The following is a 26,851-nucleotide window of genomic DNA, read 5'->3' as shown; positions in this document are numbered from 1 at the left end:
TCTCAGGGAGATGATCAGGATGTCGCGGCAGAGTCCTCGGCGCCGATTCGGCGGGGAACATCTGTTCATCTGGTACCTCGCGACTGCGGCCGCCGCTGCGGTGGTCGGCGTGGTTGCCGGCGGAGTCGGCCTGTTGGTGCTGTCCGCGTTGCGGATCGGGTGTCGTCCCGCCGGTGGGGACGTGCTGCCCGGCGGCGAGCTGCAGTGCCCCGACGGCACCGGCAAGGTTCTCCCGGCGTTGGTGTTCGCGGGTCTCGGCTGCGTCGTCGTCCTGGCGGTGGGGGCGGAGCTGATCAGCCGGCGGGCCGACGCCTCCACGGTTGCCCGCGTGGCCCGGCACGGCTTGTTGCTGGCCGCCTGGGTGGTGGCGCTGCCCGGCCTGGTGTGGGTCAGCGTGGTGTCCACCTCGGCGGTGACACGACAGGCCTTCTGGGGTGTCGTGGTGGGCGTCTGCGCGACGATCGCCTTCGTCGCGATTCCGCTGGTCACGTCCTACGTCCGTCCGGCGTACGCGACAGTGGTGCTGGCGGCGTGTCTGGCGGTGCCGGCCACTGCCGTGCTGGTGGGCATGTGGTTGCCGCTGCTCGTACCGCTCGCCCTGCCGGTGACCGCAATCTGGCTGGTGGCGTTGTGGCTGTCACGGGCGGCCCATCGGATCAGCGTGGCAGCCGCGGCCAGCCAGGTGAGCGGCCCGTAGGCCGGTCACGAGCGGGATTGCCCGCTACCCTGAGAGGGTGGGACGCAGCGAGACCGACAGGCGGAGCCAGGCACGGTACATGGCCAGGCCGGGCCGCCGCGCGGTCGTCGCCGCTGATCTCGCCGCGATGCGCGGACCGGTCAGCGGGGTCGTCGAGTTGCCGCACCGGCTGCACTGGCAGGCAGACCGCCGGGTCGACCTCGACAATCCCGCGCTGTTGCGGTGGATGTACGAGACCGTGCTGGTCGAGGCGGTCACCTCGGTCGAGCTGACCACCTGGCTGCACGGCCCGACCCTGGTCCGACTCTGGCCCGACCTGTGGGTCCCGCGCGGCGTCCGGCAGGCGTGGGAGGACCGGCACCCGCAGCTGCGCATGTCCCATCAGCCCGCCGCTGCGTGACGTCAGAGGAGTTCCAGGCCGAGGTGGCGCGGCTGGCGCTCGCCGTCGCCCGGCGGCACGGATTCGCGTTGGCCGGCGGGCACGCTCTGATCGCGCACGGGGTCGTGGACCGGCCGACCGAGGACGTCGACCTGTTCACGGACCAGGACGGTGGGGTCGCTGCCGCCGCCGACCTGGTGATGTCAGCCCTGAGGCAGGCTGGGCTGCAGGTCGAAGCGGTCGGTGACGCGGACGACGTCGGCGGCGTCTTCGACGGTTTCGAGCACGACCTGGTCGAGCGCGAGGTCAGCGACGAACACCAGGTGGTACGGCTGCAGCTGGTGCGGTTCGACCGGCACCGCCAGCCGGTGACGATGCGGATCGGGCCGGTGCTGCACCTCGACGATGTGCTCGGTACGAAGGTGGCGGCGCTGGCAACCCGGGCCGCACCTCGTGACTACATCGACACGTCCGCCGCGCTCGCCCGGTACTCCCGCGATCGGCTGATCGAACTCGCCAGACAGGCAGATTCCGGCCTGACCGAGGAGGATTTCGCCGACGCCGTGCAGCGGCTGGACCGGATGGACGACTCGGTCTTCCGCGAGGTCTACGGGCTGACGGCAGCGCAAGTCGACGAGGTTCGTCACCGCTTCTCCACCTGGCCGAGGTCGGCGACCTGACGGCCGCTGTCAGGCAGCCCAATCCAGCCAGGTGAGCAGTGACCGGCCACTGCCGGAACGTCCGAATCGGCGAGTCGAGGGAGTCGACTGCCGGATCCGCCCGGTGGCTGGCCAACTGAGCCCTGTCACCGCAGTTCAGTGGCGTTCTACCGTCAGCGGTGTGAATGCCGTACCCGCCACCGGTGACCGACCCCCGCCGACCGGGCGAATCGTCGTCCTGCTCCTGCCCGAGGTCAACCTGCTGGACCTGGCCGGCCCGGTCCAGGTCTTCGACGCCGCCACCGTGGCCGGTGCCAGCTACCGCGTCGAGTACGCCGCGACGCGTACCGAGGTCGTGTCGGCGCAGGGACTCACCCTGGCGGCGCTCGCCCCGCTGCCCCACGTCGCAGCCGGGGACCTGGTCCTCGTACCAGGTCCCCGGCTGCGTCCACCGGTCGCCGGCGAACCGCTGACCGACCCCACCGTGACCCGGTGGCTGCGAGCCGCGTACGACGTCGGCGCCCAGGTCGTCGCAGTCTGCACCGGAGCCGCCGCCCTGGGTGAGGCGGGCCTGCTCGACGGCCGCCGCTGCACCACCCACTGGCAGCTCATCGAAGCGATGCGGCACCGCTACCGGCGGGCCCGGGTACAGGACGACGTCCTGTACGTCCACGACGGGCCGGTCTCCACCAGCGCCGGGATCGCCGCCGGCATCGACCTGGCGTTGTCCATCGTCGAACGCCACCACGGGCCGCTGCTGGCCGCGACGGTGGCCCGCACCCTGGTGGTGTACCTGCGCCGCCCCGGATCCGGTACGCAGATCAGCCCGTTCCTGCGTCACCGCGACCACCTGCACCCCGGTGTGCACCGGGTGCAGGACCACCTCGCCCAGCACCTCGCCAGCCGGTTCAGCCTGACCCAGCTGGCTGAGGTGGCCAGCCTGTCGCCGCGTGGCCTCAGCCGGGCGTTCACCGTCGCGGTCGGAATGACCCCACTCGAATACCACCAGGAGCTGCGGATGGAGCACGCCACCAACCTGCTCCGCGAGACGGACCTGCCGGTGGAGGCGGTGGCGCTGCGCTGCGGCTTCCCCGACCCGAGGCATTTCCGCCGGACGTACGCCGCCAGGCGTGGGGCGGCACCGTCGGCGGTGCGGCATGGCTGAGCCGACACGAGTCCACGTTGTTCCTCGGAGGCGGGTCGCCGCGGCCCCGGTCCGGCGTGTCGTCGGCCCGGTGGTCGGGGTGTTCCTGGCCGCCGGCCTGTTCGCCGGTGCCGCGGCTGCCGGGGTGACGGCGACGATGTCGGCGAGTTACGCCACGCCGACCACCGGGATGCACTCCGCCGCAGCCGAGTTGCCCACCTTCGCGGCGCTGCCGGCTGGCCGGATCCCGGTCGCCGTCGTCCTGGGTGCCAGCGGGTCGGTCGCCGCCGACGTGCTGATGCCCTACGAGGTGTTCGCCCGCTCCGAACGGTTCGCGGTCTTCACCGTCGCCGCGACGACCGGCCCGCAGATCCTCTCCGGCGGCCTGCACGTGGCGGCCGATCACACTCTGGAGACCGCCCCGCGCCCTGCCATCGTGGTGGTGCCGGCCGTCACCGCGCCCACCGGCGACGTCGAAGCGCCGCTGCGAAACTGGATCGATCAGCAGGCGGCGGCCGGCACCCTGGTCCTCGGGGTCTGCGCCGGGGTGGAGGTGCTGGCGGCCGCCGGGATCCTCGACGGCCGGTCCGCCACCGGCTTCTGGTCCTCCCTGGGGTCGCTGCGCCGCAGCTATCCGCAGGTGTCCTGGCAGGCCGGGCAGCGGTACGTGCACGACGGCGACGTCGTCACCACAGCGGGTGTCACCTCGGGGGTCGCCGGCGCGCTGTACGCGGTCGAGCTGGCCGTCGGCCGCAACGAGGCGGAGCGGATCGGCGGCGAGCTGGCCTTCCCGGGGTGGCGTGCCGGCGGCACGACCACGATCCCGGCGCACCGGCTGGCGCTGTCCGACGCGCCGTACGCGTTGAACGCCGCGTTCCCGTGGGGACGCCCGACGGTCGGCATCGGCCTGGTCGACGGGGTCGGCGAGGTCGAGGTCGCGGCCGTCGCCGAGGCGTACGCGGGCACGTCGTCGGCGGCCGACACGGTCGCCGTCGGGGCCGGCCCGGTGGTCACCACCCGCCACGGGCTGCGGCTGTTCACCACTGCGGTGACGCAGGCACCGCAGCTGGACCGGCTGGTGGTGCCGGGCGTCGACACGGCACCAACCTGGGCTCCGGCGGGCGTACCGGTCGGCCTGCCGCACCGCGTCGACGACGGCCGGTTCGCCGCCGACGCGGTGCTGCTCGACCTGGCCCGCGACGCCGACCGGGCAACCGCCCGCACGACCGCCAAGTTCACCGAATACCCGCAGGCACATCTGCGGCTGACCGGGCCGGCGTGGCCGTGGCGGGCGACCGGATGGGCGCTGGCCACCCTGCTGGCGTCGGTCGCGGCCGGAGTCGCGACGCCGCTGCTGGCGGGCCGGTGGCTGGGCCGGCCCCGGTACACGTACCGGGGCCGGTGCATCAGCCGGCGTGGGCGCGCAGGGCGGCGATGAACCACTCCATCGCCGGCACCTGCGGCGGGGCGGCCGGCCAGCCGTTGAGGACGCCCAGCAGCTGCCAGTAACGCTCCACCCGCCGGTCGGTGAACGTCTCCGTCTGCGCGGCGAGGCGCAGCCGGTCCGGGCCGGTCAGGTCGGCGCCGACGATCCGGTCCAGGACCTGCCGGGCCTCGGGGGACTCCGGTGCGACGCCGGCCTGCAGCGCCGCGCCGGCCTCCTCAGCGACCCGGGCCGGGTCGAACGGCGGCTGCGCCGAGGGCTGCTGCGCGCCGGTGACCGCCATCTCGCGGACCCGCCGCTGGAACTGCTCGTCGCTGACCAGTTCGGCCAGCTCCACCCAGGCGTCGATCTGCTCGCGGGTGGGGTCGGCCGGCAACTCGGCCGGCAGTTGCCGCATCATCGTGGCGATCTGCGCGCCGGGAGCTTGCGGATCCACCCCGTCGAACGACTGGGCGACGAAGTCGTCGATCAGCCGCTGCCGCTGCTGGGCGGTGAGGTTGGCGAGTTTGTGCATGAGTCTCAACTCCTCTGTCGTGCTGTCCCGTTCGGCGATCGACCGCAGCACCGCCCGCCGCAGCTGCAGCGCACGGATCTCGGTGTCCAGCGCCGCCGCGTGCACCTTGGCGACGTCGGCGACGCTGGTCTGCCGCTGCAGCACCTGTCGTACGGTGTCCAGGTCCAGCCCCAGCTGCCGCAGGGTGTGCACCAGGTCCAGTCGGGCCACCGCCGCCACGTCGTAGAGCCGGTAGCCGGCGGCGCTACGGCCGGTCGGGGTGATCACGTCCTGGTCGGACCAGAACCGGATGGTGCGTACCGACAGGCCGGTGCGGCGGGCGAGCTGACCGATGGTGATCAGCTCGGTGCGGTCGTTCATGGCTTCAGCGTGCACCTTCCAGCGGGTGGAGACTCAAGCCGGACGGTACGGGAAAATGTCGGCGGCGTACTCGGAGACGATCTCGGCGAGGGCCCGGCGGGCGTTGCCGAATTCCTCCGTGCGCTCCGGGTCACCGTAGGTGTAGGCGCAGGTGGCGAGTGTTTTCCAGAGTGCCCAGCCACGTCCGCGTGCCCACGTCGCGTCGTCGACCGACAGCCGCGCACGGAATGCCTGCCGGCCGTCGCTGGTCAGCAAGGTCCAAGCGATCGCCAGGTCACAGGCCGGATCGCCGACGCCGCAGGTCCCGAAGTCGATGACAGCCGCCAACTGGCCGTCGGCAAGGAGAAGGTTTCCCGGGGCGACGTCGCCGTGGAACCAGCGGTCGACACCGTCCCATCCGGCGTCGAACGCCGCCGCCCAGATCTCGCGCACCGGTTCGGCATCGACGTGGTCGCCCAGTTCGGCGAGCGCGTGCTCCACTTCCTGGCCGTACGTGCGCAGGGTGCCGCCCCGGAACCAGTTGTGGACGCCCGGTTGCGGACCACCGGCGGCGTCGACGCCCTGCAGGGCCGCCAGGAACTCGGCCAGGTCGGTCGCGAAGCGGACCGGGTCGGCGACGCGGTCCGCTCGCGCCGGCTCGCCGTCGAGCCACCGGTAGATCGACCACGGGTAGGGGTAGCCCTCAGCTGGCTTGCCTTTCGCCACCGGGGCGGGGACGGGCAGCGGCAGCCGGGCGGCGAGGGCCGGGAGCCACCGATGTTCCTTGTCGACCGCCAGGGCGTACTCGGCGGCGCTGGGCAGCCGTACCAGCATTTCGGCGCCGAGGTGGAAGGTCCAGTTGTCCCAACCGCCGTTGGCCACCGGCGCGACCGGCAGGTGCGCCAGCTGCGGGAACTTGCCGGCGACGAGCCGACGGACCTGTTCCGCGTCGACGGTGACCCGCTGTGGCGGGGGACCGAGGTCTGGTACGTCACTCACGGAACCGCACCGCCCCGGTCTGCTGGGCCATGGTGTCGGCGGCGTCGGCCAGGACGCGCCGCATCGTGGCGGTGCCGGTGTGTCCGGCGTCGCCGATGACGTGCAGCCGCGCGTCGGGCCAGGCCTGCGCGATCTCCCACGGCGTGATCGCCGGCCCGCTGACGTCGGCCCGCCCGTGCACCAGCACCCCTGGGATGCCGGCGAGCTTCGGCACGTTACGCAGGATCTCGCCGTCGGCGAGGAACGCGCCGTTGCCGAAGTAGTGCGCGCAGATGCGGGTCATCGTGAGCCGCTGGCGCAGCTCACCTGCTGAGTACGCGCCGGGGTTGCCGTTGTGTTCCTCGGAGATCAGCGCGTCCTCCCAGGCGCACCACTCGTCGGCGGCCCGCTGGCGTACCGCCGGGTCGGGATCGGCGAGCAGCCGGCCGTAGCGCAGCAGCACCGGCTCGATCGGCGGCTCGGTGTCGGTCGGCAACGCGTAGCCGGGCAGGCCGGCGTGGGCGATGAACCGCTGCCACGCTTCGGGGAAGAACCGGCCGGCGCCCCGGTACAGCCAGTCGACCTCGCTGCGGCGGGTCATGGTGACCGCGACGAGGATCATGCCGCGTACCCGTTCGGGGTGGTTCGTCGCGTACGCCAGGGCGAGCGTCGCACCCCAGGATCCGCCGTACACGACCCAGCGGTCGACGCCGAGATGCTGGCGCAGCCGCTCGATGTCGGCGACGAGGTGGGCGGTGGTGTTGGCGCTCAGGTCGGTGGCCGGGTCGGCCGCCGCCGGTGTGCTGCGCCCACAGTTGCGCTGGTCGAACAGGACGAGGCGGAAGCGTTCGGGGTCGAGCGCGCGGCGGTGCCGGGGGGTGCATCCGCTGCCGGGTCCGCCGTGCAACACGACGGCGGGTACGCCGTCGGGGTTGCCGCAGACCTCCCAGTAGACCTGGTGGCCGTCGCCGACGTCGAGCATGCCGGTGTCGTACGGCTCGATCATTCGCGTACTCCTTCTCGGGTGCCGGCGGGGGCGAAGGCCACCACGTCGGCGATGCTGTGGGCATGGAGTACGTGTCCAGAGTGCCGCGACCGCCGCTGGACAGGCTGATCGACGACCTCTACTACCTGGAGGGTACGCCGCCGTACGCCCGGTTGACGCTGCCGCCGACGCCAGCGGCGCTGCTCATCGTCAACCTCGGGGCGCCGTTGCGCATCCGCGCCGGCACCGACATCGAAGCGGATTTGATTTTCTACAAGAACGCCAGCTCACGACACGCTAAGTTGGGCATCCGGAACGTCCGTCAGCAGAGGAGCGCCCCGTGGGCACGGTGGTCATGTACGGGTCGGTGACGGTCGACGGCTTCATCGCCGACGTGAAGGACCAGCCCGGACCGCTGTTCGACTGGATGTCCAACGGTGATGTCCCGTTGGACGACAGCGGCGGGCTGACGGTGTCGCGGGCTTCCTACGACTACATCCGGCCGTACTGGGATCAGATCGGGGTGACGATCGTCGGCCGCCGAGCCTTCGACATGACGGACGGTTGGGGCGGCACGCCACCAGCAGGGGTCGACCACGTGGTCGTCGTGACGCACCGGCCGGCGCCAGATGGCTGGGATCCCGATGCGCCGTTTCACTTCGTCGACGGCGTCGAGGCGTCCGTGGCCAGGGCGCAGGAGCTTGCGGGTGACCGCCTGGTCGAGGTCGCCGCCGGCGACGTCGGTGGTCAGGTGCTCGCCGCCGGTCTGGTCGACGAGGTACGCATGGACGTCGTACCTGTCGTGTTCGGCTCCGGCAAGCGCTTCTTCGGTTCGGCCGACGCGCAGCACCTGTTGGCGGATCCTGACATGATCGTTCAGGGCAGCCGGGTGCTGCACCTGCGCTATCGGGTCCGCCGCCACTCGGCCTGACCGGCGATACGATCGTTGGCGTACGCCTCGTCAGGTGGCGGCGGGGGTGACGGCGGCGACGACCAGGTCGACGATGCTGTCGGCGTACTCGTCGGTCAGTGGGCCGTTGCGCAGCAGCCAACGATGGTAGAGCGGGCCGAACAGCAGCTCCACGACCTGGTCCAGGGGAGCGTCGGGGCGGACCTGTCCGGCGTCGCGGGCGGCTTCCAGCCGGGCACGGACCATGTCCAGTTGGGGGCGGAGCAGCCGGTCGCGCGCCTGGTCGGCCAGCTGCTCGTCGGTGAGTGTCTCGATGGTGATGGCGCGGGTGGTGGCGGACAGCCGTGGATCGGCGAACTCGGCGACGGTGGCCCGGAGCACCTGGCGCAGGTCGGCCCGCAGGTCACCGGTGTCGGGCAGGGCGAGGACGTCCGGCAGGTTGTCGGTGAGCGCGTCCAGGATGACCGCGCCTTTGCCGCGCCACCAGCGGTAGATGGTCTGCTTGCCGACGCCGGCGCGGGCGGCGATGGCCTCGACGGTGACGGCGGCGTAGCCCTGTTCGGTCAGTAGCGCCAGGGCGGCGGCGAGGATCGCGCGGCGGGACTGTTCGTTGCGCCGGGCGGGCTGTGGGGTCACCGCGACAGCCTACTGCGAGACGGTACGTCTCGTCTTGACGCGCCGCCAGGTGTCGTGCTTCGCTGCTGGCGAGACGAAACGTCTCGTCTCCAAGCTTCGGAGGTCCGCTGTGCCGCACATCGCCATGGTCAGCATCCCGTTCCACGGCCACGTCAACCCGAGCCTGGAGATCATCCGTACCCTCGTGCAGCGCGGCCACCGGGTCACCTACGCCAACGACCCCGCCTTCGCCGAGGTCATCGAGCGCACCGGCGCGGACCTGACACCGTACGAATCGACGCTGCCGGCCGACGGCGGTTCCGGGACCGACGACCCGATCGAGCAGCTCACGCTCTTCCTCGACGACGCTATCGCGATGCTGCCGCAGCTGCGGGCCGCGTACGCCGACGACCGGCCGGACCTGTTCCTCTACGACATCGCCGGCGCACCGGCCCGGCTGCTCGGCGAGCAGTGGGGCATCCCCGCCGTCCAGCTGTCGTCGACGTTCGTGGCCTGGGACGGCTACGAACAGGAGATGGCGCCTGCCGTGGAGGCGATGCGGGCTGATCCGCGCGGCGCCGACTACTACCGGCGGTTCGCGCAGTGGCTGACCTCGGAGGGTTCGTCGGTCACCGACAGCATGGCGTTCCAGGGTCGGCCGACGCGCAGCCTCGTGCTGCCACCGGAGGCGCTGCAGCCGCACGCCGACCGCGTGGACCGGTCGGTCTACAGCTTCATCGGCCCGGTCCTCGGCGACCGCTCCCACCAGGGGACCTGGGTCCGCCCGGCCGGCGTCGACAACGTACTGCTGGTTTCTCTCGGGTCCGCCTTCACCCGGCAGGCCGAGTTCTACCGCCGGTGCGTCGCAGCCTTCGGTGACCTGCCCGGCTGGCACACCGTGCTGCAGATCGGCAGGCACGTCGACCCCGCCGGGCTCGGCACCGTGCCCGACAGCGTCGAGGTCCACCAGTGGGTGCCGCAGCTCGCCGTACTGGAGCAGGCCGACGCCTTCGTCACCCACGCCGGCATGGGCGGCAGCAGCGAGGGCCTCTACTGCGGGACCCCGATGATCGCCGTACCGCAGGCGGTCGACCAGTTCGCCAACGCCGAGCAACTGGCCGGCCTGGGTGTCGCCCGGGTCGTCGACGCGGCCACCGTCACCGCCGCCGAGCTACGCGGGACGCTGCTCGCCCTCACCACGGACCCCGCCGTGGCGGCCCGCAGCGCCGACCTGAAGCGGCAGGCCCGGTCGGCGGGCGGCGCCGACCGGGCCGCCGACCTGATCGAGGCCGAAATCGCCGGTACGGCGCACAGCCACACCGGCACGGATCGCCCGTCGGTTTCTACACCACATACCTATCCGGTCCAGCATGAGGTACGTGGTGTAGAAACCGTCACCAAGCAAAGCGGACCGGACCGGCTGTCGCGCTGACCGACCACTGCCGAGGTGCAGACGTGCCCTGGTCGCCGGTGAGATGTCCCGGCGGCCAGGGCACACAAACGGTGGTACGGGTCAGTGTGGGGTCTTCACCGTGTCGACGAAGTGCTGCCAGGCGGCAGTGTCGAAGGTGAGGACCGGGCCGGTCTGGTCCTTGCTGTCGCGTACGGCGACAGTGCGCGGGCGGCCGGCCACCTCGACGCAGTTGCCATCGGCGTCGGACCGGGTGGACTTACGCCAGACGCCGTCAGCCTTCATCGTCGTACTCCTTGGCGATCCGGGTGATGAACTCGGTCGATTCTAACGGGGTGAGGCAGTGCTGCTTGAGTGACGACCAGATGCCCTCGTAGGTCTCGATCTCGGCCGGTTTGTCGAGGTAGATGGCACCGCACGGCCCGTCGGAGTAGACAGTGGTCGGCTCGGGTGGGCGGACGCTGACCTTGGGGAAGGTCAGGATGGAGAACGGTCCGACTGCTGGTCTGCTGGGGAGGCCGGCGGCAAAGGTGAGGACCCGGACCGTGACATTGTGGCGCTGGGAGGCGACGGCGGCGAGGTGCCGCAGTTGGCGCGCCATTGCGGCCCGGTCCTTGAGTGGGCGGCGCAATGCGGCTTCGCCGATCACCACGTCCAGGTCGGGGGCCTGCGGGACGACGCGGGCGAGCAGTTTCTGCCGCTTGGACCGTACTTCGATCTTTGCCTGCTGGTCGGAGGGCTTGAGGTCAGGGTTTCCGGTGGTGATGATCTCGGTCATGTACTCCAGGGACTGGAGCAGGCCGGGGACGACGTTCGGCTCGTACTGACGGATCGTCGAGGCAGCGGCTTCGAGACCGACGTACAGCTTGAACCATTCTTTGATGGCGTGGTCGTAGCTGTGGTACCAGCCGCGTGACTTGGTCTCCCGGGCCAGGTCGCGCATCGTCGTGATCGTTTCCGGGGACGCGCCGTAGAGCCGGCACATCGCCTCGGCGTCGTTCGGGTGGATCGGCACCTGGCCGCCCTCGTACCGCCAGATGCGCGGCGGCGACCATTCGAGTGCCTTGGCCGCAGCGGCGACCGTGACATGAGCGTCTTCGCGAAGCTCTCTCAGGTATCGACCCAGTTGCCTGCGGGGGACAGTGCTGCCAGCGTCGTCCACGAAACCCCGTCCTCTCGTGTCACGTAATGGCGGGTGGATGTTGGGTCCGAACCTACCGGTGCGAGATTGCGCTGAGCCAGTTGGCGAATAAGCATGATGTGAAGGAACAGTTCAGTGATCATGGGAAATGTGTTGCGAGAAGGGTTGACAGATGAGGCTGAGGTCCACACATGACCGCGTGACGCTGTTCGTGCGACGGCACAACGCCTACGCGGACGGAGAACGCTGATGCACATCGCCAACCGGCCCGACTGGAATTGTCGCGAGTGCGGGACAGAATGGCCGTGCGAAGCCGCGAAGATCGAGATCACCGCCGACTGGTCGGACGACCGGATCGGGATGTGCGTCTACCTCGCCACCCTCATGTACGAGGCGATCGACGACCTGCTGGAATGCGACGCCGAGCAGCTCAGCCCGCCGGACCTGTACCGCCGGTTTCTCCGCTGGCCCGACCAGATCGCCGAGACCGAGGCCATGGCTCGGCTGTCAGCGAGTCTCGGTAAGCACTGACCACTGTCGCGGCACCCCGCCGGAGTGACAGCACCGCCCGTCACTCCGGCTCCGCGTCCCCTTCCGGCTTCACCTCCACCGGTACGCGCACCACCCGCCGCGTGTCGAGATCGACCCGCCAACCATCCGGCCACATATCACCATTACGCTTGCCGTCACCGACGCTGGCGCCAGCGAACACCACCCAGCGCTCGAACACCGCCCTGTCGAACCGGGCGTGACCTGTGAATGTCGCCTTGCCGAACACGGCGACGTCGGTGAACGCCACCTCGCCGAAAGTGGCATTGTCGCTAAACGTTGCCGTGTCGAACCTGGCCTCACCGGTGAACGCCGCGCGACCGAACCAGGCGGCGCTGCTGAACATCGCCCCGTTGAACCCGGCGAGGCCGGCGAACGTCGCCCGACCGAACCAGGCGGTGCCGTTGAACGTCGCACTATTGAACAGCGTGTCGCCATTGAACGTCGCGTCACCGAACCTCGCGTCGTTCAGGACGCAGCCGGCGAAGTCCGCGTTGAGGAGGGTGGCCTCCGTCAGGTCAACGACGACGCCTTTCCAGTAGGTCGGGCTCGGTGTGCCGTCTGGCGTCGTCGGTCTCAGGTGGCGGGCGAGGATCCGCTGGGCGGCCAGCCGTACCTGGCGTTCCTCCCGGGGATCGGGTTGCGTCGGCGCATCCGGCCCCTGCCCGGCGGTGGGCTCGGCGGCGTTCTGATCCGTCTGCTTCTCGGCTGGTGGGGTGTACGGCATCCGCAGGTAGGCGCAGATGACCTCGACGATGCTCTGCCGGTGCACCGGATTGTCCTGAGCGAGGCGTTCCAGGGCGTACAGGCCGGCCAGGCGTACCGGTGCCTTGTCGGAGCCGAGCTGTTCGGCGGCCTTGACGTACAGCTCGGTGACCCGTTTCTCGCCCGCGTCGTACTCGGTGGCCTGCTGGGTCCGTTCGGTGACCTGCTGACGGCGCAACGCCAGCAGCAGCGCGGCGGCGGCACCGACACCCGCGCCGACCGACAGACCGGTGCGGATCGTCTCCACCCGCAGCTGCGCCCGCTGCAGTGGCGTGCCGACACCGGCCGGGACGGTGGACTGCAGGCCCCAGACCGCAGCCCAGGTGATGCCGGCGACGACCAGCGCGCCGACCGGGATGATCCAGGTCGGCAGTGGACGCAGTGGCCGCTGCGGCGGTACGGGTGCCGCCGACGACTCGGCCGCCGGCTGCGACCGCCGCCACAGCACCCCACCGACGGCCAGCCCGGTCACGCCGCCCACGGCCAGCAGCAGCACCAGCCAGTGACCGCCGATCAGCCGACCCAGCGTCGACCACAGCCGACCCGGCAGCAGCACGACGGCGGCGGCGAGCAGGGCCGCCGCGCCCGCTGCGGCCGGCGTCGCCGCCTTCCAATGCTTGATCACCCGCGTGTCCCGCCGTCCGCTGGAAACCATCTGCCGTCGGCCCACCACAGTAGAGCCGTACCGCCAGCGCCAGCGCCAGCGCCAGTGGTAGCGGTCGCGGTCAGTGGTGCGGGGCGCGTACCAGGTGACGCGTCGCGGGGTCGACGTGCCAGCCGGCCGGCCATTCGTCGCGGTCCCGGCCGCCGACGCCGACGACTGCCCCGTCGAAGCAGGCATCCTTGCCGTACGCCGCCCCGGTGAAGCGGGCGATGCCGGCGAACGTGGCCTCGGTGAACCAGGCGTCGACACCGAACCTGACGTCGGCGAACTGGGCGGTGCCGCTGAACGCCGCCCCGCCGAACAGGGCGTCGCGGGCGAACACGGCACCGGTGAACCGGGCGATGCCGTGGAACGTCGTGTCACCGAAACCGGCCGTACCGTCGAATGTCGCCCCGGCGAACCCGGCGGTGCCGGCGAAGATCGTGTCGCCGAAGCCGACGGGGCCGCTGAACACGGCCCGGTCGAACTCGGCGGGGCCGGTGAACCGGGTGTCGACGAACCCGGCCGTACCGGCGAAGCTGGCCTCGACGAACCCGGCGGTGCCGGTGAAGGTCGCCTCGTCGATCCGGGCGTCGTGCAGGTGGCAGCCGGTGAAGTCGGCGTCGATGACGGTGGCCCCGGTCAGGTCGACGACGACCCCCGCCCAGAATGCCGGATCCGGGGTGTGTTCGGCCGGCCCTGGCCGCAGGTGCCGGGCCAGGATCTGCTGCGCGGCGAGACGCACCCGGCGTTCCTGTGCGGCGTCCGGCCGCTGCCCCGGCAACGGCAGCTGCAGGTAGGCGCAGAGCACGTCGGTGACCTGCTGCCGGTCGGCTGCACCGGCCTGGCCGAGGCGTTCCAGGGCGTGCAGCCCGGCCAGGCGTACCGGTGCGGTGTCGGCGCCGAGCTGACGCGCGGCCCGCACGTACAGCCCGGTGGCCCGCAGCTCCTCCAGCGGCGTCACAGCGGGGTGATCACGGTGCGTTCGGCGGCGGCCGGGGACCAGTCGGCCAGCAGCAGGGTCGCGTCGTCGCTGGGCGGGCCGCCCCGGAAGTCAGCGACGGCGCGGGCGAGCCGGCGTACCGCCTCGGGGGCCGGCAGCCCGGTCGCGGCCTGGCGTTCGGCGAGGTCAGCCAGCCGGCTCAGGCCAAACTCGCCGCCGTCGTCACTGCCCCGCGCCTCGACCACGCCGTCGGTGAACATCAGCAGCTGGTCGCCGGGTTCGAGCTGTTCCTCGCCGACGGCGCGGGCCGGGTGCCGGATGCCCAGCGGCAGCCGCCGGCCGTCGCGCAGCTCACGGACCATTTTGCCGCCGCGCAGCAGCATCGGCCTCGGGTGTCCGGCGTTGACGTAGCGCAGCAGCCCGCTGTCCAGGTCGATGTCGACCAGGATCGCGGTGACGAACCGGGCGTCGGTGAACTGGTCCAGCACGGCCGCGTCGGCGGCCTCGGCCTGACCGGGCAGGTCCAGCCCGGCACGGCGGGCCGCCCGGATCGCGGCGATGACGGCGCTGCAGGTCAGGCCGGCTTTCATGCTGTGCCCGACGGCGTCGAAGATCGCCAACTGGGCGTGGTGGCCGTCGATGGCGTAGTCGAAGCCGTCGCCGCCGATGTCGTAGCTCGGCTCCAGGACGGCGCTGACGGTGATCCGGCGGGTGGCGGCGGTCAGCGGCGGCAACACCTGCGCCATCAGTTCGGCGGCGGCGGTCGCCGACCGGGACCGGCCGACCCGCAGCAGGAAGTCACCCTTCGGGACGGTCACGGTGATCAGGTGGCCGATCAGCCCGGCCATGGTCTCGCAGCGACGCCGGGTGTGCGGGTCGGCGGCGACGTCCGGGTCGTCGAAGGCGAAGTCGATGACGCCGAGCCGATCGGTGCCGTCGATCATCGGAATCCACCAGGCGGGTTCGTTCAGCGCCGGGATCGACTCGACCAGGGTGAAGGCCCGACCGGCGAGGGACCCTTCGACCGGTTGCGGTGGCGGGTCGGTTCGGCCCGGATGCGGTACGGGGCGCAGCGCCTGCTGCTCCTCGTCGACCAGGTAGATCGTGGTCTGCACGCCCAGGCCGGCCATCACCTCGGCGAACTCGGGGGCGAGTTCGTCGGGCTGGAACAGGTGGGAACGGGTCAGCACGTCGCTGAGCGCGTCGAGCCACTGCCGTTCCGGGGTCCGGTCCATGGCCGCCACCTTACGGCCTGGCCGATCCGATAGATTCCCTCCGGTAGGCGTGCGACTCGGGGGATCGGGGGGCTACGTGGTTGTCGCGGGACTGGTCTTCGCCGCCGTGGCGGCACTGATCCACGGCTACATCTTCTACCTCGAGTCGGTGGCGTGGACCGCGCCGCGTACCCGTGCGGTGTTCGGCATCCGCAGCGAGCAGGAGGCCCTCACCACCCGCTCCCTCGCCTTCAACCAGGGCTTCTACAACCTGTTCCTGGCGGTCGCGGTGGTGCTCGGCATCGTCGTGATCGTCGCCGGGGCGACCGCCGTCGGCGCGACCCTGGTCTTCACCGGTGCCGGGTCGATGCTCGCCGCCAGTGCGGTCCTGGTGATCTCCCGGCCGGCGTTGGTGCGCGCCGCGCTCATCCAGGGGTTGGCGCCGCTGCTCGGCATCGTCGCGCTCGCGGTGGGTCTCGCCGCCTGACCGCCCGCCCGCCTGGGTCGGGCCCGGGGCGGTGTCGGGTCGCCGATACGGCCCACGTCGTCGATCCGACACCGCAGCGGTGCGAAATCCGCCGTACCAGTGGATTTTGCCGCCGAATCCGGCGGTGCAGGCTTCCTGCGGCAACGGAAATCGTTGGTGATCGTCGCAGTCGATGTGACACGGTGTGCCTCGCCCGAACCACCGGGCAACCACACCTGATGGAGGAACCACCTCATGAGCACCAGCAGAAGGGCCGTCCTCGGCATGCTCGCCACCGCGGCAGTCGCCGGACCCCTGGTGACGTTGCCGGCCGCGCCGGCACTCGCCGCCGACCTGTACGACTCCAACACCGACCTGTACGCCGACCCGGACCTGGCCGAAGGCGTCGACTACGCCCGCCGGTTCCGCCGGCACGCCCTGCTCGACAACGCCAACGCGGGCACGGTCGCGTTCCCGCGTACGGCGATCATCGCCCCGCACGGCGGCGGCATCGAGGGTGGCACGTCGGAGCTGTGCCTGGCGATCGCCGGCTACCACCCGGCGACCCTGGCGGCGACCCCCGCCGCCGGCCCGGTCCACGACTACTGGATGTTCGAAGGCATCCGCTCGTCGGGCAACGGCGAGCTGCACGTCACCGCCAGCAACTGTGACGACACCCCGGCGTTGTCGGTGGCGGCCGGCGCGCTCAATGTCGTCGCCCTGCACGGCTGCACCCCGGGCACCGCCGGGCTGCCGTCGAACGCCCAGGCCGTGGCCGTCGGTGGGCGCAACGCCGCGTTCCGGGCCGCGCTGATCACCGCCTACACGGCGGCCGGGTTCACCGCCTTCGACGCCACCGGCATCTCGGCGATCGCCGGCACCGCCACGAACAACATCGTCAACCGGACGCTGCTCGGCATGGGCGCCCAGCTGGAGATCACCACCCCGCTGCGGACGGCGATGTTCGGCACCAACACGGTCGCGCAGCGGCGCAACACCACCAACACGGTGTTCTGGAACTTCGTGGCGGCCACCCGTACCTCCATCGCCGCCATCGAGGCGACCCAGCCCATCCCCTGACCCGTCCCGTAACCGTCCACCCCGCCTGCCCCGGCCATGATCGCGACGATCTTGCGCTTATCGTTGGACAATTCCGACAAATCTTCTCGATAAGCGCAAGATCGTCGCGATCATGGGGTAGGGGAGAGGGTCAGAGCACCCGGGGCGGGGTGTTGCCGGCGGCGATGATCGCCCGCCGGACCGGCACCGCCGCCAGCAGCAGGAACCCGATCACAAAGAAGATCAACAACGACACCAGACCCACCCGGTACGAGTTCGTCAACTGGAACACCACCCCGAACGCCAACGGCCCCAACCAACTGGTGCCCTTGTCGCTGATCTCGTAGAACCCGTAGTACTCGCCTTCCTTACCGGCCGGGATCATCTGGCTGAACAACGACCGGCTCAGCGCCTGCGAGCCGCCCAGCACCAGACCGATCGCCGCCCCCAACGCCATGAACTGCGCCGGCGCCTCCGCCGGCAGCCGGAACGCCGCCAGGATCACCGCCGTCCACAGCACCAGACTGGCCAGCACCGTCTTCCACGCGCCGATCCGTTTCGCCACCGCCCCCAACGCCAACGCCCCACCGAACGCCAGGAACTGCACCAGCAGGATCGTCACGATCAGCGTCGACTGCCCCAGCCGCAGCTCCTCGGTGCCGTACTGGCTGGCCAACGCGATCACCGTCTGAATGCCGTCGTTGTAGACCAGGAACGCCAGCAGGAAGAACAACGTCAACGGGTACGCCTTCAGCCCCCGCACCGTACGACCAAGTTGTCTGAACCCGTCGGTGAGCACGTTGCCGCCCGGGTGCGCGTCGGCTGCCGGACGTTCCCGCAGCCAGGCCAGCGGCACCAGGGTGAACACCGCCCACCACACCCCGGCCGACACTATCGACCAGCGGGCCAGGTCCAGGGTGCGCTGCGGATCACCGTCGATGCTGAACGACTGCACCACCACCAGGTTCGCTGCCAGCAGCAGACCACCACCGAGGTACCCCAACGCCCAGCCCCTGCTGGAGATCCCGTCCCGGTCGTCCGGGCCACCCAGCTGCGGCAGGAACGAGTTGTACACCACCACACTCGCGCCGAACGTCACGTTGGCCAGGATGAACAGCCCGCCACCGAGCAGGTACCGGTCACCCGTCACGAAGATCATCGCGATGGTCGCCGCCGCGCCGAGGAACGCCGTCGCCGCCAGCAGCCGCTTCTTGTGCATGGTGCGGTCGGCGATCGCCCCGGTGACCGGCAACGCCAGCACCGTCAACGCCACCGACAACGACACCAGGTACGGGAAGTACGACCCCGGCGCCACCTGGATACCCAGCGGATACACGTACCCGGTGCACTCGACGGCGTCGATCGCGCAGCCGGCCGCCTGCTTCGTGACACTGGTCAGGAACGGACCCAGGAACACGGTGATCACGGTCGTGGAGAACGCCGACATCGCCCAGTCGTAGAAGTACCAGCCGGTGCGTTCCCGGCGGGTGCTCGCCGGTGCGGCGCCGGCCGACGCGGCCGGGGGCGGAACGGACGTAGGCTCGGTGGGGTCGGCCATCGGATCCTTCTACTGGTCAGGTACGGGCGGCACTGTCCACGTCGACCCGCCGGTCCGGCGGCCAGTGGCCACGACGCAGATAGACGTCACGCAGCACCTCGACGTGATCGGTCATGATGCCATCCACCCCGAGGTCGAGTAACTCGTTCATCTCGGCAGGTTCGTCGATCGTCCAGACATGCACCTGCAACCCCAGCCGGTGGCAGTACGCCACGAACCGGGCGTCGACCACCGGGACCCGGTTGAACCGCACCGGCACCTGCGCGGCTACCACCGACGGCGGCAGCCGCAGCCGGCCACCGGTGACCGACGCGATCCGCAACCGGGTCACCGCCCGCATCCCCAGCGACGTCGCGACCCGGCCCTGCGTCAACGTCCGCAGCCGGTGCAGCCGCCGGTCCGAGAACGACGCCAGCAGCACCCGGTCGGCGGCACCGCACCGCTGAAGCGTCTCCACCGTCGGCCGTACCCCGCCGTCGGCCTTCACGTCGATGTTGAACCGCACCTGCGGCCAGGCGTCGAGGACGTCGTCGAGACGGGGCACCGCCGCCGACCCGCCGACACGTACCGTCGCCAGGTCCGCCCAGCGCATCTTCGCCACCGCGCCCTTGATCCCGGCCAGCCGGTCCAACGTCGGATCGTGGAACACCACCGCCACGCCGTCGGCGGTGCCGTGCACGTCGGTCTCCACGTACCGGTAACCCAGCTCGACGGCACGGGCGAACGCCTCGGCGGTGTTCTCGTCACCCCGGGCCGCCCCGCCCCGGTGCGCGAACGCGATCGGCGTGGGGGAGTCCAGGTACGCGTAACGGTGCGGCACGCTGGGCAGTATGCCTGCCGCCGGCAACCGGCGGGCGTACGTCAGGTTGCGCCGCGCCGGCAGTAGGGTGCCCCCCATGCGGGCACTGGGCATCGACTTCGGCACCTCGAACACGGTGGCGGTGGTGCGCGGCGGCGACGGACGGACCCGGCCACTGCTGTTCGACGGCACCCCGCTGCTGCCGTCGGCGGTGTACCGGGAACCCGACGGACGACTGGCCGTCGGCCACGACGCGCACCGGCGCGCCCGCGTCGACCCGGCCGGATTCGAACCCCACCCGAAGCGCCGCGTCGACGACGGCACGGTGCTGCTGCGTGACGCCGAGGTCCCGGTGCCGCAGCTGATCGCCGCCGTGCTGCGCCACGTCGCCGTCGAGGCCCGCCGCCAGCTCGGCGGCGTCGACGAGGTCCGGCTGAGCCACCCGGCGAGCTGGGGGCAGCGGCGCCGGGCCGTCCTGGTCCAGGCCGCGTACGCCGCCGGACTGCCGCAACCGACGCTGGTCGCCGAGCCGGTCGCCGCCGCCGCCTACTACACGGCGGTGCTGGGTGCGGCGCTGCCACCCGGTCGAGCGTTGGCCGTCTACGACCTCGGCGGCGGCACCTTCGACGCGGCGGTGGTCCGCCGCGACCCGACCGGATCCGAGGCCGCCGGACGCGACCCCGCCCGGCCCAGGGCCACCGGATCCGACGCCGCCGGGTTCGTGGTCCTCGCCGAGCAGGGCCTGACCGAGGTCGGTGGCCTCGAGTTCGACCAGGCCCTCGTGGAACACCTGGGCCGCGCCTACTCACCGAACCGCACCGTCATGTGGAACGGCCTGGTCGCCCCCGCGGACACGGGATCGCGACGGGCCCGTGCCCTGCTCTACGACGACGTCCGCGCCGCCAAGGAGACCCTGTCGCGCACCGCCAGCGCCGACGTGCACCTGCCGGCGCTGGACGTCGCCGCCCACCTCACCCGCGACGAGCTGGAGTCACTGATCCACGGCCACCTTTCCCGGACCGTGGACTGCCTGGCGCGCACCGTCGCCGCCGCCGGCCTGACCCCCGCCGACCTGGTCGGCGTGTTCCTCGTCGGCGGTTCCAGCCGGATTCCGCTGGCAGCGCGGCTGATCCACACCCAACTGGGGGTGGCGCCGACCACGTTGGAGCAACCGGAGACCGTCGTCGCCGACGGCGTACTGCGCACCGGCGGCGCCGCCCGGACCGCGCCCACCGGCCCACCCGCGCCACCGCCGGCGCCGAGGTCACCTGCCGTCGCGCCGGTGCCGTACCAGTCGCCGCTGCCAGCGTCATACCCGGTGCCGGCTGCGTCGGCGGCACCGGCCCGTCCCTGGTACGACGAATACGGCCCCGTCCTGGTGACCGTCCTGGCCGCCCTGGTCGGCGTCGCCGGCGTGGTCCTCGTGGCGCTGCTGCTGGTCTGAGCAGGGCAGGGTCCAGGACCGGGAGGTCACGGTGCGGTCCGGTCCAGCGCGGCGGTGACCGCGCCCGGCTGCCGCGGTGCGGTCCGCTCCCCGGTGCCTGTGGGGCGTCGCGCATCCTGCAGCGGAACGAAACAGGCCACAGCGACAGCCAGCCCGAAACGGAGGTTGCCGGCGACGGCGTCGCCGAGCAGATCGCCACCGACCGAGGTGACCGGGGCAATCATCAGGAAGGCCACCGACACCGACCACGCGATGTTGTATCTCCGGTGAGCGGACACGACGCACAGCGCCGCGAAGACCAACCAGATCTGGTGGTGCGTCCACGACACCGGGGAAACAACGAGACCCGCCGCGCCGACAATGACCGCAGCCGCCAGGTTCCATCCACGTCGGGATGCGCGTACCGCACGATAGAAGGCGATGCCGACTACCAGGAGGCCGAGCCCGCCGACCGCCAGGGTACGGGCGTCGTCGGCTACGTCGAATCTCAGCAGCACCGCGTTGAGCGACTGATTTCCGGTGGTGACGATGTTCCCAATCCGGTCGACACTCCAGATCTCGGTGAACCAGAAACGAATCGACTCGGCGGGCAGAATCAGCCACGCCAAGGCAGTCGATGCCAGAAACGCTGCACTTGCGGTGATCGCCTTCCGCCATTGGCCGGAGACGCACCAGTAGGCGATGAAAATAGCGGGTGTGAGCTTGATGGCCGTGGCGACCCCGGTCGCGACTCCCCGGTAGCGGGCCGGGACGGTGTCCAGGCAGTCAATCAGAACCAGTACGCCCAGGAAGAAGCTGATCTGACCGAAGCGGATGTTACTGGAAACCGGTGCGGACAGAAATAGCAGGAGGCAGACGACGGGTAGGGCGGGCAGCGTGCCCGTGCGGCCGACGACCGCATCACGAAGCAGACATCCCGCGAAGACGACAGCGATCAGCGTGACTGCCGTCCACAGGACCTGGATGATGACTTCCGGGAAGACGGCGATGCTGACGAACAGCAGTCCCGCAAACGGCGGATACGTGAACGGAGCTCCGTCATGGCCGGAGAACCCGTACAGGTCTCCGCCGCGCAACATGAGACGAACGGCGCCCCAGTAGACGTTGAGGTCGGTGAGACGCTCGCCTGGTGGTCGGAGAAACGCGCCCGCCACCTGGCCTGCGGCGGCGGCGATCACGAACGCCCACGCCGCGATCACCGCGACGTCGCGTCGACTGATGGTGCCCTGACGTGCCAGCTGACTCAGCACTGCGCCCCCGAACGCAGCGGTCCCGACTCGAGTCCGGACCAGACTACGCACGTCCCCGTAGCGCGGTGCGGCGCGGGGCACTGACCGCGAGATCGCGTGGGCCCGTCGCGGGGATTCGGCGCGGCCGGCTGCGGCGTCGCCCCGCCGCCGGTGGTGGGTGATCCGACACAACCGGTGGCACCGGCCGCCGCCGACGCGGGACAATCACCACGTGACCGGCACCGGAGAACCCGAAGGCACGTTCGTCTGCGACGGCGACTGCGCGTTCTGCACTATGTGCGTACGGTTCATCGAACGGCGGGTGCCACACAAGGCGACCCTCGTACCGTGGCAGTGGGCCGACCTGCCGGCGCTCGGGCTCACCCGGGAGCAGGGCACGACGGCCGTGCAGTGGGTGCCCGCCGGCACCACCGGCGCGGCCGGTGCCGGGCCGGTGGCGATCGCCGCGCTGCTGCGTACCAGCAACCCGCTGTGGCGGGCCGCCGGCGCCGTTCTCGGTCTGCGTCCGGTGACCGCCCTGGCCTGGCCGGTGTACCGCTGGGTCGCCGCGAACCGGCACCGGCTGCCAGGCGGCACCGCCGCCTGCGCCGTGCCGCGTCCACCGGCGGCGTCGGCCGGCTGAAACCGGCACCGCAGGTCACGGGATCGCCGCCGCGCGGATCGCGTCGGACAGCCGCCCGAGGTCAGCCGCCGGACCAGAACCGCGCCAGGGTGCTGGTCGCCGGATCGTCGGAGGCGATCAGCGTCGCCCACTGCCGCGTACCGCCGTCGTCGTCGGTGAGGCCGGCGTAGCCGGCCACGTCCGCCGGGCCGACCGGTTCACCGCCCGGACCTGCGGCGTCGCCGACGGACCCGCCGCCGATCAGATCGGGATCCGCCCACGGCCAGCCGTCGACCGGGGTCGGCACCCCGGACGGGTCCAGCGGCGGCGGGAACGCCGCCGCCGACCACTCGTCGACACCGGCCGGGGCGTCCGGGTCGGCACCGGGCGGCGGGTCGGCCGGGCCGAACCCGGACTCGGCCGCCGGCGCGGCACCGAAACCCGCCTCCGCCGGCGCCGTGTCCGCGTCGTCGCCGCCGTCGGGGTCCGGCCCGGACAGGTCGCCGCCGTAACTCAACGCACCCGCACCCCCGCCGCCGTCACCGCCACGACCGTCGTCGACATCGTCGCTGTCGTCGCCGAGCGGCACGTCGTCGGCGGAGCCGAACCCCGACACCGCGTCGGCGGGGCCGAACCCTTCCTGCGGCAACCCGTCGCCACCACCACCCAGGTCGGCGGTGTCGGCGTCGTCACCAGGGAACTCGTCACCCGGGAAGTCGTCACCGGGCCAGTCGCCGAAGTCGCTGTTCACCGTGCCACCGCCTCCGCCGCCGGGACCGTCGGCGCCAACACCCGGGCCCGGGCCAGCACCTCGTCGACCTGCTTCACCCGGGCCCGGATCGTGTCCCGCCGGGCCTGCAACGCCGACCGCCGCCGCGTCCGCTGCGCCTTGTCCCGCGCCGCCGCCGCGTCGATCTCGGCGATGTGCGCGTCCAACTCGGCCAGCCGCCGCTCGATCGCGTCGTCCAACGCCACCGTCAACGCGTACTGCAGGTCGGTGAACCGCTGCGCCAGCTCGTCGGTCAACGCCGCCCGCGCCTCACCGAGCACCTCCCGCAGCCACATCCGGGCCTGCTGCCGGTCGGCGGCGACCCGCCGCCGGTACAGGATGAACGCCCCGGCGGCCAACCCCAGCCCGAGACCGGCGACCGGCACCAGCAGCCCACCGCCGACCACCGCGCCGGCGCCCAACGCCGACGCGCCCGCCGCGACGCCCCGCCCGGCCATGAACGCCATCCCACCGGCCGACAACGCGACCATCACGTTGTCGGCGCCGCCGCCGTCACGTCGCGGCCGGCTCGCCAACGTGTGCCGCAACGTGGCGTTGATCCGACCCACCACGAACTGCAACTCGGCCGGCGGGAACACCTGCGCCAGGGTCCGTTCGGCGACCGTCCGGAACCGGGCCTGCAACTCGTGGGAGAACCGCAGCGACACCGCGTGCAACGCCCGGTCCAGCTCGGCCGGCAACTGCTTCAACGCCTCACCCCGGGCCGCGTCGATCCGGGCCAGGAACTGCTCCTGCAGCCCACCGACCGCCGTCCGCAGCCGACCGGTGGCCTCCACCCGGGCCCGCTGCGTCTCGGTGTTCAACGCCAACGACCACTGCCGCGACTCGGTCCGTTTCCGGGCCGCCAACCCGGCCCGTTCCTGCTTCGCCCGCTGCACCTCACCCGGGTCCGGGTCACACGCGGCGACCTGCTGCCCGACCGTCAGGTCCAGCCGCACCAGCTCGCTGCGGATCGTCCGCAGCACGTTCGCCTGCGCCAACAGGTGACCGTTGCCGGCGAGCTCGATCAGCGCATGCTGCAGCGGCGCCACCTGGGAGGCGTCGACCAGTTCACCGGCGTCGGCCGCCGGCAGGGTCAACGCCAACTCGGCCAGCCGCGCCGACACCGGGAACCACGCGGCGGCCGCGAACCGGGGCGCGTGCGCCTGCAGCTGGGCCCGGTTGTCGGCCAGGATCGTGCGCCAACCCGGGTAAGCGTCGGTCTTCGTCAACGCGAACACCACCACGTTGACCCGCTTGCTCGCCTCGATCAGGAAATCCAGCTCCGGCTGGGTGAACGGGGTCGAGGCGTCCACCACGAACAGCAGCGCCGCCGCCCGCGACACCGCGTCCAACGCGATCTCGGTGTGCGCCGGGTCCAGCCCACCCGCGCCCGGGGTGTCCACCAGCGACACGTACCGCAGCAGCGGCGCCGGGCAGGTCACCGCGATCCGCCTCGGCGGACGCGCCCCCTGCGGCAGCACCCCCGACACCGTGGCCCAGTCCCGCAGCCGGTCCACCGGCACGTCCACCGCCTCGGCCTCACCCGGCACGAACGCCCGCGCCGCCGTCACCGGCCCGTGGTCGAACTCCAGGTACGCCGACGTCGCCACCGCCGCGTCCACCGGCGACAACCCGGTCACCCCGATCAACGCGTTCACCAGGGAACTCTTGCCACGTTTCGTTTCCCCGACGACCACCACCGACGGCCGGGTCACCTCCCGGCGCCGCTGGGCGTCGATCTCCGCCGCCGCGTCCGGGTCCAGGCCACGCACGAACCCCAGACACGTGTCGACCGCCCCGGTCAGCAACGTGCCCAACGCCGCCGACCCGGCCCCGCCGCTCACCGGCGCACCGCCCGTACCTGCTGCGACAGCAGATGGAACCCCCGGTGGGCCACCAACGCCACCCGTGACTGCGCCGGCGACGCCCCGGCGACGGCGAACACCCGCCACCGGGTGGCCGCCTCCACCGCCGCCGCCGCCAACTGCTCCACCGACGCCGCCGGCAGTTCCAGCACCCAGCGCGGATCCGCCGACAACGCCAACCGGGTCAACTCCTGCTCCATCGCCTCCGGCAGCTCCACACTGCCCGTGGTCACCTGCTGCGCCACCTCCAGCAGCCGCAGCCGGTGGTACTCCGGCTGGTGCAGCAGCCGCTCGATCGCGTCGCGCAGCGTCTCCCGGTCACCGGGATGCGCCGTGTGGCTGGCCACCTTCTCCAGCGTCGACAACGCCCACCCGGCCTTGATCGCGTCGGTGCGCCACCGGAACGCCTCGTCCACGGTGTGCCGCAGCCGCGGAAACCCCGACGCCGCGTACAACGCCCGCACCAGGTCCCCGGACGCCAACTGCGGCGCCGCCCGCAGCTGCGCCACCGCGAACCCGATCCCGTACAGGTCCAGCAGCGCCAGCAGCCGTTCCCGCTGCGCCCGCGGCACCGGGCAGTCCCGGGACACGAACAGATCCACCGACGCGGTCAGCACCGTCCACTGCGCCGCCGGCACCTGCGCCAACGTCCGCAACGCCTCACAGTCGGCCGCCGTCAACCGGCCCGCCTCGGTCGTCTCCGCCAGCAACCCGACCGCCGGCACCACGTCCGACACGATCCGACGCAGCACCCGCGTCTGGTCGGCGGCCAGCGGCGCCGCCACCGGCCACGGATCGGCACCACCGGCCACCAACTTGTCGACCTTGTTGAACAACCCGACCGAGTTGATCGGGCTGCTCGACAACCGCGCCGACACCGCCCGGAACGCCTCCAACGCCCGTACGTCGTCGTCACGCACCGACTGGGTGAACACGTACACGATCGCCTCGGCGCCGGAGACCGCCCCGACGGAGTCGTCGTCGATCCCGGCGTCGAACGGCGCCGTCGCCTCACCTGCGTCTGGGGAGTCCGCGCCGGCACCGGCGAACAGGTACCGGCGCGCCGCGTCACTGACCCCGGTGCTGGCCGACGACAGCCCCGGCGTGTCGATCACCGTCAACTCCCGCAGATGGTCACTGGTCAAGGTGACGTCGACGAACGCGATCCGCGCCGTCGGCACCCCCAGCCGCTGCGGGATCATCCCCGTCGGATCCAACGGCAGACTGACCCGTACGCCGTCGCGGCGCACCACGTCCACCCGGTCGGCGGTGCCGTACCGGAACTGGGTGACCACCCGGGTGCACTCACCAACCTCCGTCGGCGCCACCCGCCGCCCGATCAACGCGTTGACCAGCGTCGACTTGCCCGCCTTGAGCCGCCCGGCGATCGCCACCCGCAGCGGCTCGTCCAACCGCCGCCGGACCCGCGCCACCTCACCACCGGTCGGCGCACCCACCCGGGGACCCACCTCGTCACACAACGCCGCGACCCGGCTGCTCAACGGCCCCGCACCCACGGATTGGTCACCGCCCCACAGGGTCGGCGACAATGACGCCACGCCCAACGGTGGTACCCGCTCATCTCGCTGGTCGTCCTCCCGACAGCACGGCACGCGGTGGTGCGCCCACCACCGACATCCACAGTACGAATATCCTCTCCGGCGCAGGATCCCATGTTCGTGCCACCTTCGCCCGGGGAGGGCCACG

27 protein-coding genes and 1 pseudogene are annotated in these 26,851 nt (G+C 71.7%); 13 read left to right on the top strand and 15 right to left on the bottom strand.

Annotation, left to right across the window (positions count from 1 at the left end; all coding sequences use genetic code 11):
• The first annotated feature begins 19 nt into the window (after positions 1-19).
• From O7608_RS20885 to O7608_RS20865, 5 genes are all read left to right on the top strand, one after another.
• Complete coding sequence (locus tag O7608_RS20885) at positions 20-697, top strand: adenylate cyclase (protein ID WP_289206217.1); 678 nt, start codon at positions 20-22, stop codon at positions 695-697.
• 79 nt (positions 698-776) lie between these two features.
• Positions 777-1,097, top strand: coding sequence for a hypothetical protein (locus O7608_RS20880; protein WP_289210962.1), 321 nt, complete (start codon positions 777-779; stop codon positions 1,095-1,097).
• Entirely contained in the window at positions 1,094-1,756 is a 663-nt protein-coding gene (locus O7608_RS20875; RefSeq protein ID WP_289206216.1) for a nucleotidyl transferase AbiEii/AbiGii toxin family protein, read from the top strand. The genes O7608_RS20880 and O7608_RS20875 overlap by 4 nt, the downstream gene beginning before the upstream one ends.
• A 160-nt stretch (positions 1,757-1,916) precedes the next feature.
• Positions 1,917-2,900 carry a GlxA family transcriptional regulator gene (locus tag O7608_RS20870; protein ID WP_289206215.1) on the top strand — a complete coding sequence of 328 codons (984 nt, stop codon included), beginning with the start codon at positions 1,917-1,919 and terminating at the stop codon, positions 2,898-2,900.
• A 70-nt stretch (positions 2,901-2,970) separates the two neighbouring features.
• The gene (locus O7608_RS20865) at positions 2,971-4,317 is read left to right on the top strand and encodes a DJ-1/PfpI family protein (protein WP_289206214.1); all 1,347 of its coding nucleotides are present in this window, start codon (positions 2,971-2,973) and stop codon (positions 4,315-4,317) included.
• Here O7608_RS20865 and O7608_RS20860 read toward each other — a convergent pair.
• The 3 genes from O7608_RS20860 to pip are packed head-to-tail and all read right to left on the bottom strand — an operon-like array spanning position 4,286 to position 7,160.
• Positions 4,286-5,197, bottom strand: coding sequence for a helix-turn-helix domain-containing protein (locus O7608_RS20860; protein WP_289206213.1), 912 nt, complete (start codon positions 5,195-5,197; stop codon positions 4,286-4,288). The genes O7608_RS20865 and O7608_RS20860 overlap by 32 nt on opposite strands.
• A 33-nt stretch (positions 5,198-5,230) precedes the next feature.
• Entirely contained in the window at positions 5,231-6,175 is a 945-nt protein-coding gene (locus O7608_RS20855) for an aminoglycoside phosphotransferase family protein (protein WP_289206212.1), read from the bottom strand.
• Positions 6,168-7,160, bottom strand: coding sequence for a prolyl aminopeptidase (pip, locus tag O7608_RS20850; RefSeq protein ID WP_289206211.1), 993 nt, complete (start codon positions 7,158-7,160; stop codon positions 6,168-6,170). Before pip ends, O7608_RS20855 begins: the two co-directional genes overlap by 8 nt.
• A gap of 62 nt (positions 7,161-7,222) precedes the next feature.
• Here pip and O7608_RS20845 point away from each other — a divergent pair, with 62 nt between their 5' ends.
• Together O7608_RS20845 and O7608_RS20840 are read left to right on the top strand one after the other, a co-directional pair.
• On the top strand, positions 7,223-7,510 hold the full coding sequence (locus tag O7608_RS20845; RefSeq protein ID WP_289206210.1) for a hypothetical protein: 288 nt from the start codon (positions 7,223-7,225) through the stop codon (positions 7,508-7,510).
• The gene (locus tag O7608_RS20840) at positions 7,480-8,070 is read left to right on the top strand and encodes a dihydrofolate reductase family protein (protein WP_289206209.1); all 591 of its coding nucleotides are present in this window, start codon (positions 7,480-7,482) and stop codon (positions 8,068-8,070) included. The genes O7608_RS20845 and O7608_RS20840 overlap by 31 nt, the downstream gene beginning before the upstream one ends.
• Positions 8,071-8,100: 30 nt before the next feature.
• On the opposite strand, the gene O7608_RS20835 is transcribed toward O7608_RS20840, so the two are convergent.
• Positions 8,101-8,685 (bottom strand): TetR/AcrR family transcriptional regulator, encoded by a 585-nt coding sequence (locus tag O7608_RS20835; RefSeq protein WP_289206208.1) that lies wholly within the window; start codon positions 8,683-8,685, stop codon positions 8,101-8,103.
• A 124-nt stretch (positions 8,686-8,809) separates the two neighbouring features.
• Between O7608_RS20835 and O7608_RS20830 the strand changes: the two are divergent.
• Positions 8,810-9,964, top strand: a pseudogene (locus O7608_RS20830) (macrolide family glycosyltransferase); the annotation flags it as partial.
• Between the two features lie 213 nt (positions 9,965-10,177).
• Here the strand turns inward: O7608_RS20830 and O7608_RS20825 are convergent.
• A complete protein-coding gene (locus O7608_RS20825; RefSeq protein ID WP_289206206.1) occupies positions 10,178-10,360 on the bottom strand; it encodes a DUF397 domain-containing protein in 183 nt (60 codons plus the stop codon).
• Entirely contained in the window at positions 10,350-11,237 is an 888-nt protein-coding gene (locus O7608_RS20820; RefSeq protein ID WP_289206205.1) for a helix-turn-helix domain-containing protein, read from the bottom strand. Before O7608_RS20820 ends, O7608_RS20825 begins: the two co-directional genes overlap by 11 nt.
• A 228-nt stretch (positions 11,238-11,465) precedes the next feature.
• Here O7608_RS20820 and O7608_RS20815 point away from each other — a divergent pair, with 228 nt between their 5' ends.
• The gene (locus O7608_RS20815) at positions 11,466-11,747 is read left to right on the top strand and encodes a flavin reductase (protein ID WP_289206204.1); all 282 of its coding nucleotides are present in this window, start codon (positions 11,466-11,468) and stop codon (positions 11,745-11,747) included.
• A gap of 40 nt (positions 11,748-11,787) precedes the next feature.
• On the opposite strand, the gene O7608_RS20810 is transcribed toward O7608_RS20815, so the two are convergent.
• The 3 genes from O7608_RS20810 to O7608_RS20800 form a co-directional block, all read right to left on the bottom strand.
• Positions 11,788-13,155, bottom strand: a complete 1,368-nt coding sequence (locus O7608_RS20810) for a pentapeptide repeat-containing protein (protein ID WP_289206203.1) — start codon at positions 13,153-13,155, stop codon at positions 11,788-11,790.
• 100 nt (positions 13,156-13,255) lie between these two features.
• Positions 13,256-14,137: a pentapeptide repeat-containing protein gene (locus O7608_RS20805; RefSeq protein WP_289206202.1), complete on the bottom strand. Its 882-nt coding sequence runs from the start codon at positions 14,135-14,137 to the stop codon at positions 13,256-13,258.
• Complete coding sequence (locus O7608_RS20800; RefSeq protein WP_289206201.1) at positions 14,134-15,351, bottom strand: PP2C family protein-serine/threonine phosphatase; 1,218 nt, start codon at positions 15,349-15,351, stop codon at positions 14,134-14,136. The genes O7608_RS20805 and O7608_RS20800 overlap by 4 nt, the downstream gene beginning before the upstream one ends.
• A 76-nt stretch (positions 15,352-15,427) precedes the next feature.
• Between O7608_RS20800 and O7608_RS20795 the strand changes: the two genes are divergently transcribed.
• Positions 15,428-15,817: a DUF1304 domain-containing protein gene (locus O7608_RS20795; protein WP_289206200.1), complete on the top strand. Its 390-nt coding sequence runs from the start codon at positions 15,428-15,430 to the stop codon at positions 15,815-15,817.
• Positions 15,818-16,051: 234 nt separating this feature from the next.
• Positions 16,052-16,876 (top strand): poly-gamma-glutamate hydrolase family protein, encoded by an 825-nt coding sequence (locus O7608_RS20790; RefSeq protein ID WP_289206199.1) that lies wholly within the window; start codon positions 16,052-16,054, stop codon positions 16,874-16,876.
• Between the two features lie 130 nt (positions 16,877-17,006).
• On the opposite strand, the gene O7608_RS20785 is transcribed toward O7608_RS20790, so the two are convergent.
• A complete protein-coding gene (locus O7608_RS20785; RefSeq protein ID WP_289206198.1) occupies positions 17,007-18,413 on the bottom strand; it encodes an MFS transporter in 1,407 nt (468 codons plus the stop codon).
• A 16-nt stretch (positions 18,414-18,429) separates the two neighbouring features.
• Complete coding sequence (locus O7608_RS20780; RefSeq protein WP_421356780.1) at positions 18,430-19,311, bottom strand: glycerophosphodiester phosphodiesterase family protein; 882 nt, start codon at positions 19,309-19,311, stop codon at positions 18,430-18,432.
• Here O7608_RS20780 and O7608_RS20775 point away from each other — a divergent pair.
• Positions 19,310-20,656, top strand: a complete 1,347-nt coding sequence (locus O7608_RS20775; RefSeq protein WP_289206197.1) for an Hsp70 family protein — start codon at positions 19,310-19,312, stop codon at positions 20,654-20,656. The two genes, O7608_RS20780 and O7608_RS20775, sit on opposite strands and share 2 nt — an antisense overlap.
• Positions 20,657-20,682: 26 nt before the next feature.
• Here O7608_RS20775 and O7608_RS20770 read toward each other — a convergent pair whose 3' ends face one another.
• A complete protein-coding gene (locus tag O7608_RS20770) occupies positions 20,683-21,906 on the bottom strand; it encodes a glycosyltransferase 87 family protein (protein WP_289206196.1) in 1,224 nt (407 codons plus the stop codon).
• A 211-nt stretch (positions 21,907-22,117) separates the two neighbouring features.
• Here O7608_RS20770 and O7608_RS20765 point away from each other — a divergent pair, with 211 nt between their 5' ends.
• Entirely contained in the window at positions 22,118-22,528 is a 411-nt protein-coding gene (locus O7608_RS20765) for a thiol-disulfide oxidoreductase DCC family protein (RefSeq protein ID WP_289206195.1), read from the top strand.
• Between the two features lie 61 nt (positions 22,529-22,589).
• Here O7608_RS20765 and O7608_RS20760 read toward each other — a convergent pair whose 3' ends face one another.
• Genes O7608_RS20760 through O7608_RS20750 form a run of 3 tightly spaced genes read right to left on the bottom strand, consistent with a single transcriptional unit; the run spans position 22,590 to position 26,646 of the window.
• Positions 22,590-23,258 carry a hypothetical protein gene (locus O7608_RS20760; RefSeq protein WP_289206194.1) on the bottom strand — a complete coding sequence of 223 codons (669 nt, stop codon included), beginning with the start codon at positions 23,256-23,258 and terminating at the stop codon, positions 22,590-22,592.
• Positions 23,255-25,123: a dynamin family protein gene (locus tag O7608_RS20755; protein WP_289206193.1), complete on the bottom strand. Its 1,869-nt coding sequence runs from the start codon at positions 25,121-25,123 to the stop codon at positions 23,255-23,257. Before O7608_RS20755 ends, O7608_RS20760 begins: the two co-directional genes overlap by 4 nt.
• The gene (locus O7608_RS20750) at positions 25,120-26,646 is read right to left on the bottom strand and encodes a dynamin family protein (protein WP_289206192.1); all 1,527 of its coding nucleotides are present in this window, start codon (positions 26,644-26,646) and stop codon (positions 25,120-25,122) included. The genes O7608_RS20755 and O7608_RS20750 overlap by 4 nt, the downstream gene beginning before the upstream one ends.
• Positions 26,647-26,851: the final 205 nt, after the last annotated feature.

The organism is Solwaraspora sp. WMMA2056 (assembly GCF_030345095.1).
GTDB lineage: Bacteria > Actinomycetota > Actinomycetes > Mycobacteriales > Micromonosporaceae > Micromonospora_E.
The sequence above is the reverse complement of the archived record's forward strand: the minus strand, read 5'-3'. Positions and strand labels throughout refer to the sequence as shown.

What these genes read in the sequence shown, in the direction of transcription:
- O7608_RS20885 (WP_289206217.1), top strand. Translation starts at nt 20, where the DNA reads ATGTCGCGGCAGAGTCCTCGGCGCCGATTCGGCGGGGAACATCTGTTC.
- O7608_RS20880 (WP_289210962.1), top strand. Translation starts at nt 777, where the DNA reads ATGGCCAGGCCGGGCCGCCGCGCGGTCGTCGCCGCTGATCTCGCCGCG.
- O7608_RS20860 (WP_289206213.1), bottom strand. Translation starts at nt 5,197, where the DNA reads ATGAACGACCGCACCGAGCTGATCACCATCGGTCAGCTCGCCCGCCGC.
- pip (WP_289206211.1), bottom strand. Translation starts at nt 7,160, where the DNA reads ATGATCGAGCCGTACGACACCGGCATGCTCGACGTCGGCGACGGCCAC.
- O7608_RS20845 (WP_289206210.1), top strand. Translation starts at nt 7,223, where the DNA reads ATGGAGTACGTGTCCAGAGTGCCGCGACCGCCGCTGGACAGGCTGATC.
- O7608_RS20825 (WP_289206206.1), bottom strand. Translation starts at nt 10,360, where the DNA reads ATGAAGGCTGACGGCGTCTGGCGTAAGTCCACCCGGTCCGACGCCGAT.
- O7608_RS20815 (WP_289206204.1), top strand. Translation starts at nt 11,466, where the DNA reads ATGCACATCGCCAACCGGCCCGACTGGAATTGTCGCGAGTGCGGGACA.
- O7608_RS20800 (WP_289206201.1), bottom strand. Translation starts at nt 15,351, where the DNA reads ATGGACCGGACCCCGGAACGGCAGTGGCTCGACGCGCTCAGCGACGTG.
- O7608_RS20790 (WP_289206199.1), top strand. Translation starts at nt 16,052, where the DNA reads ATGAGCACCAGCAGAAGGGCCGTCCTCGGCATGCTCGCCACCGCGGCA.
- O7608_RS20785 (WP_289206198.1), bottom strand. Translation starts at nt 18,413, where the DNA reads ATGGCCGACCCCACCGAGCCTACGTCCGTTCCGCCCCCGGCCGCGTCG.
- O7608_RS20775 (WP_289206197.1), top strand. Translation starts at nt 19,310, where the DNA reads ATGCGGGCACTGGGCATCGACTTCGGCACCTCGAACACGGTGGCGGTG.
- O7608_RS20780 (WP_421356780.1), bottom strand. Translation starts at nt 19,311, where the DNA reads ATGGGGGGCACCCTACTGCCGGCGCGGCGCAACCTGACGTACGCCCGC.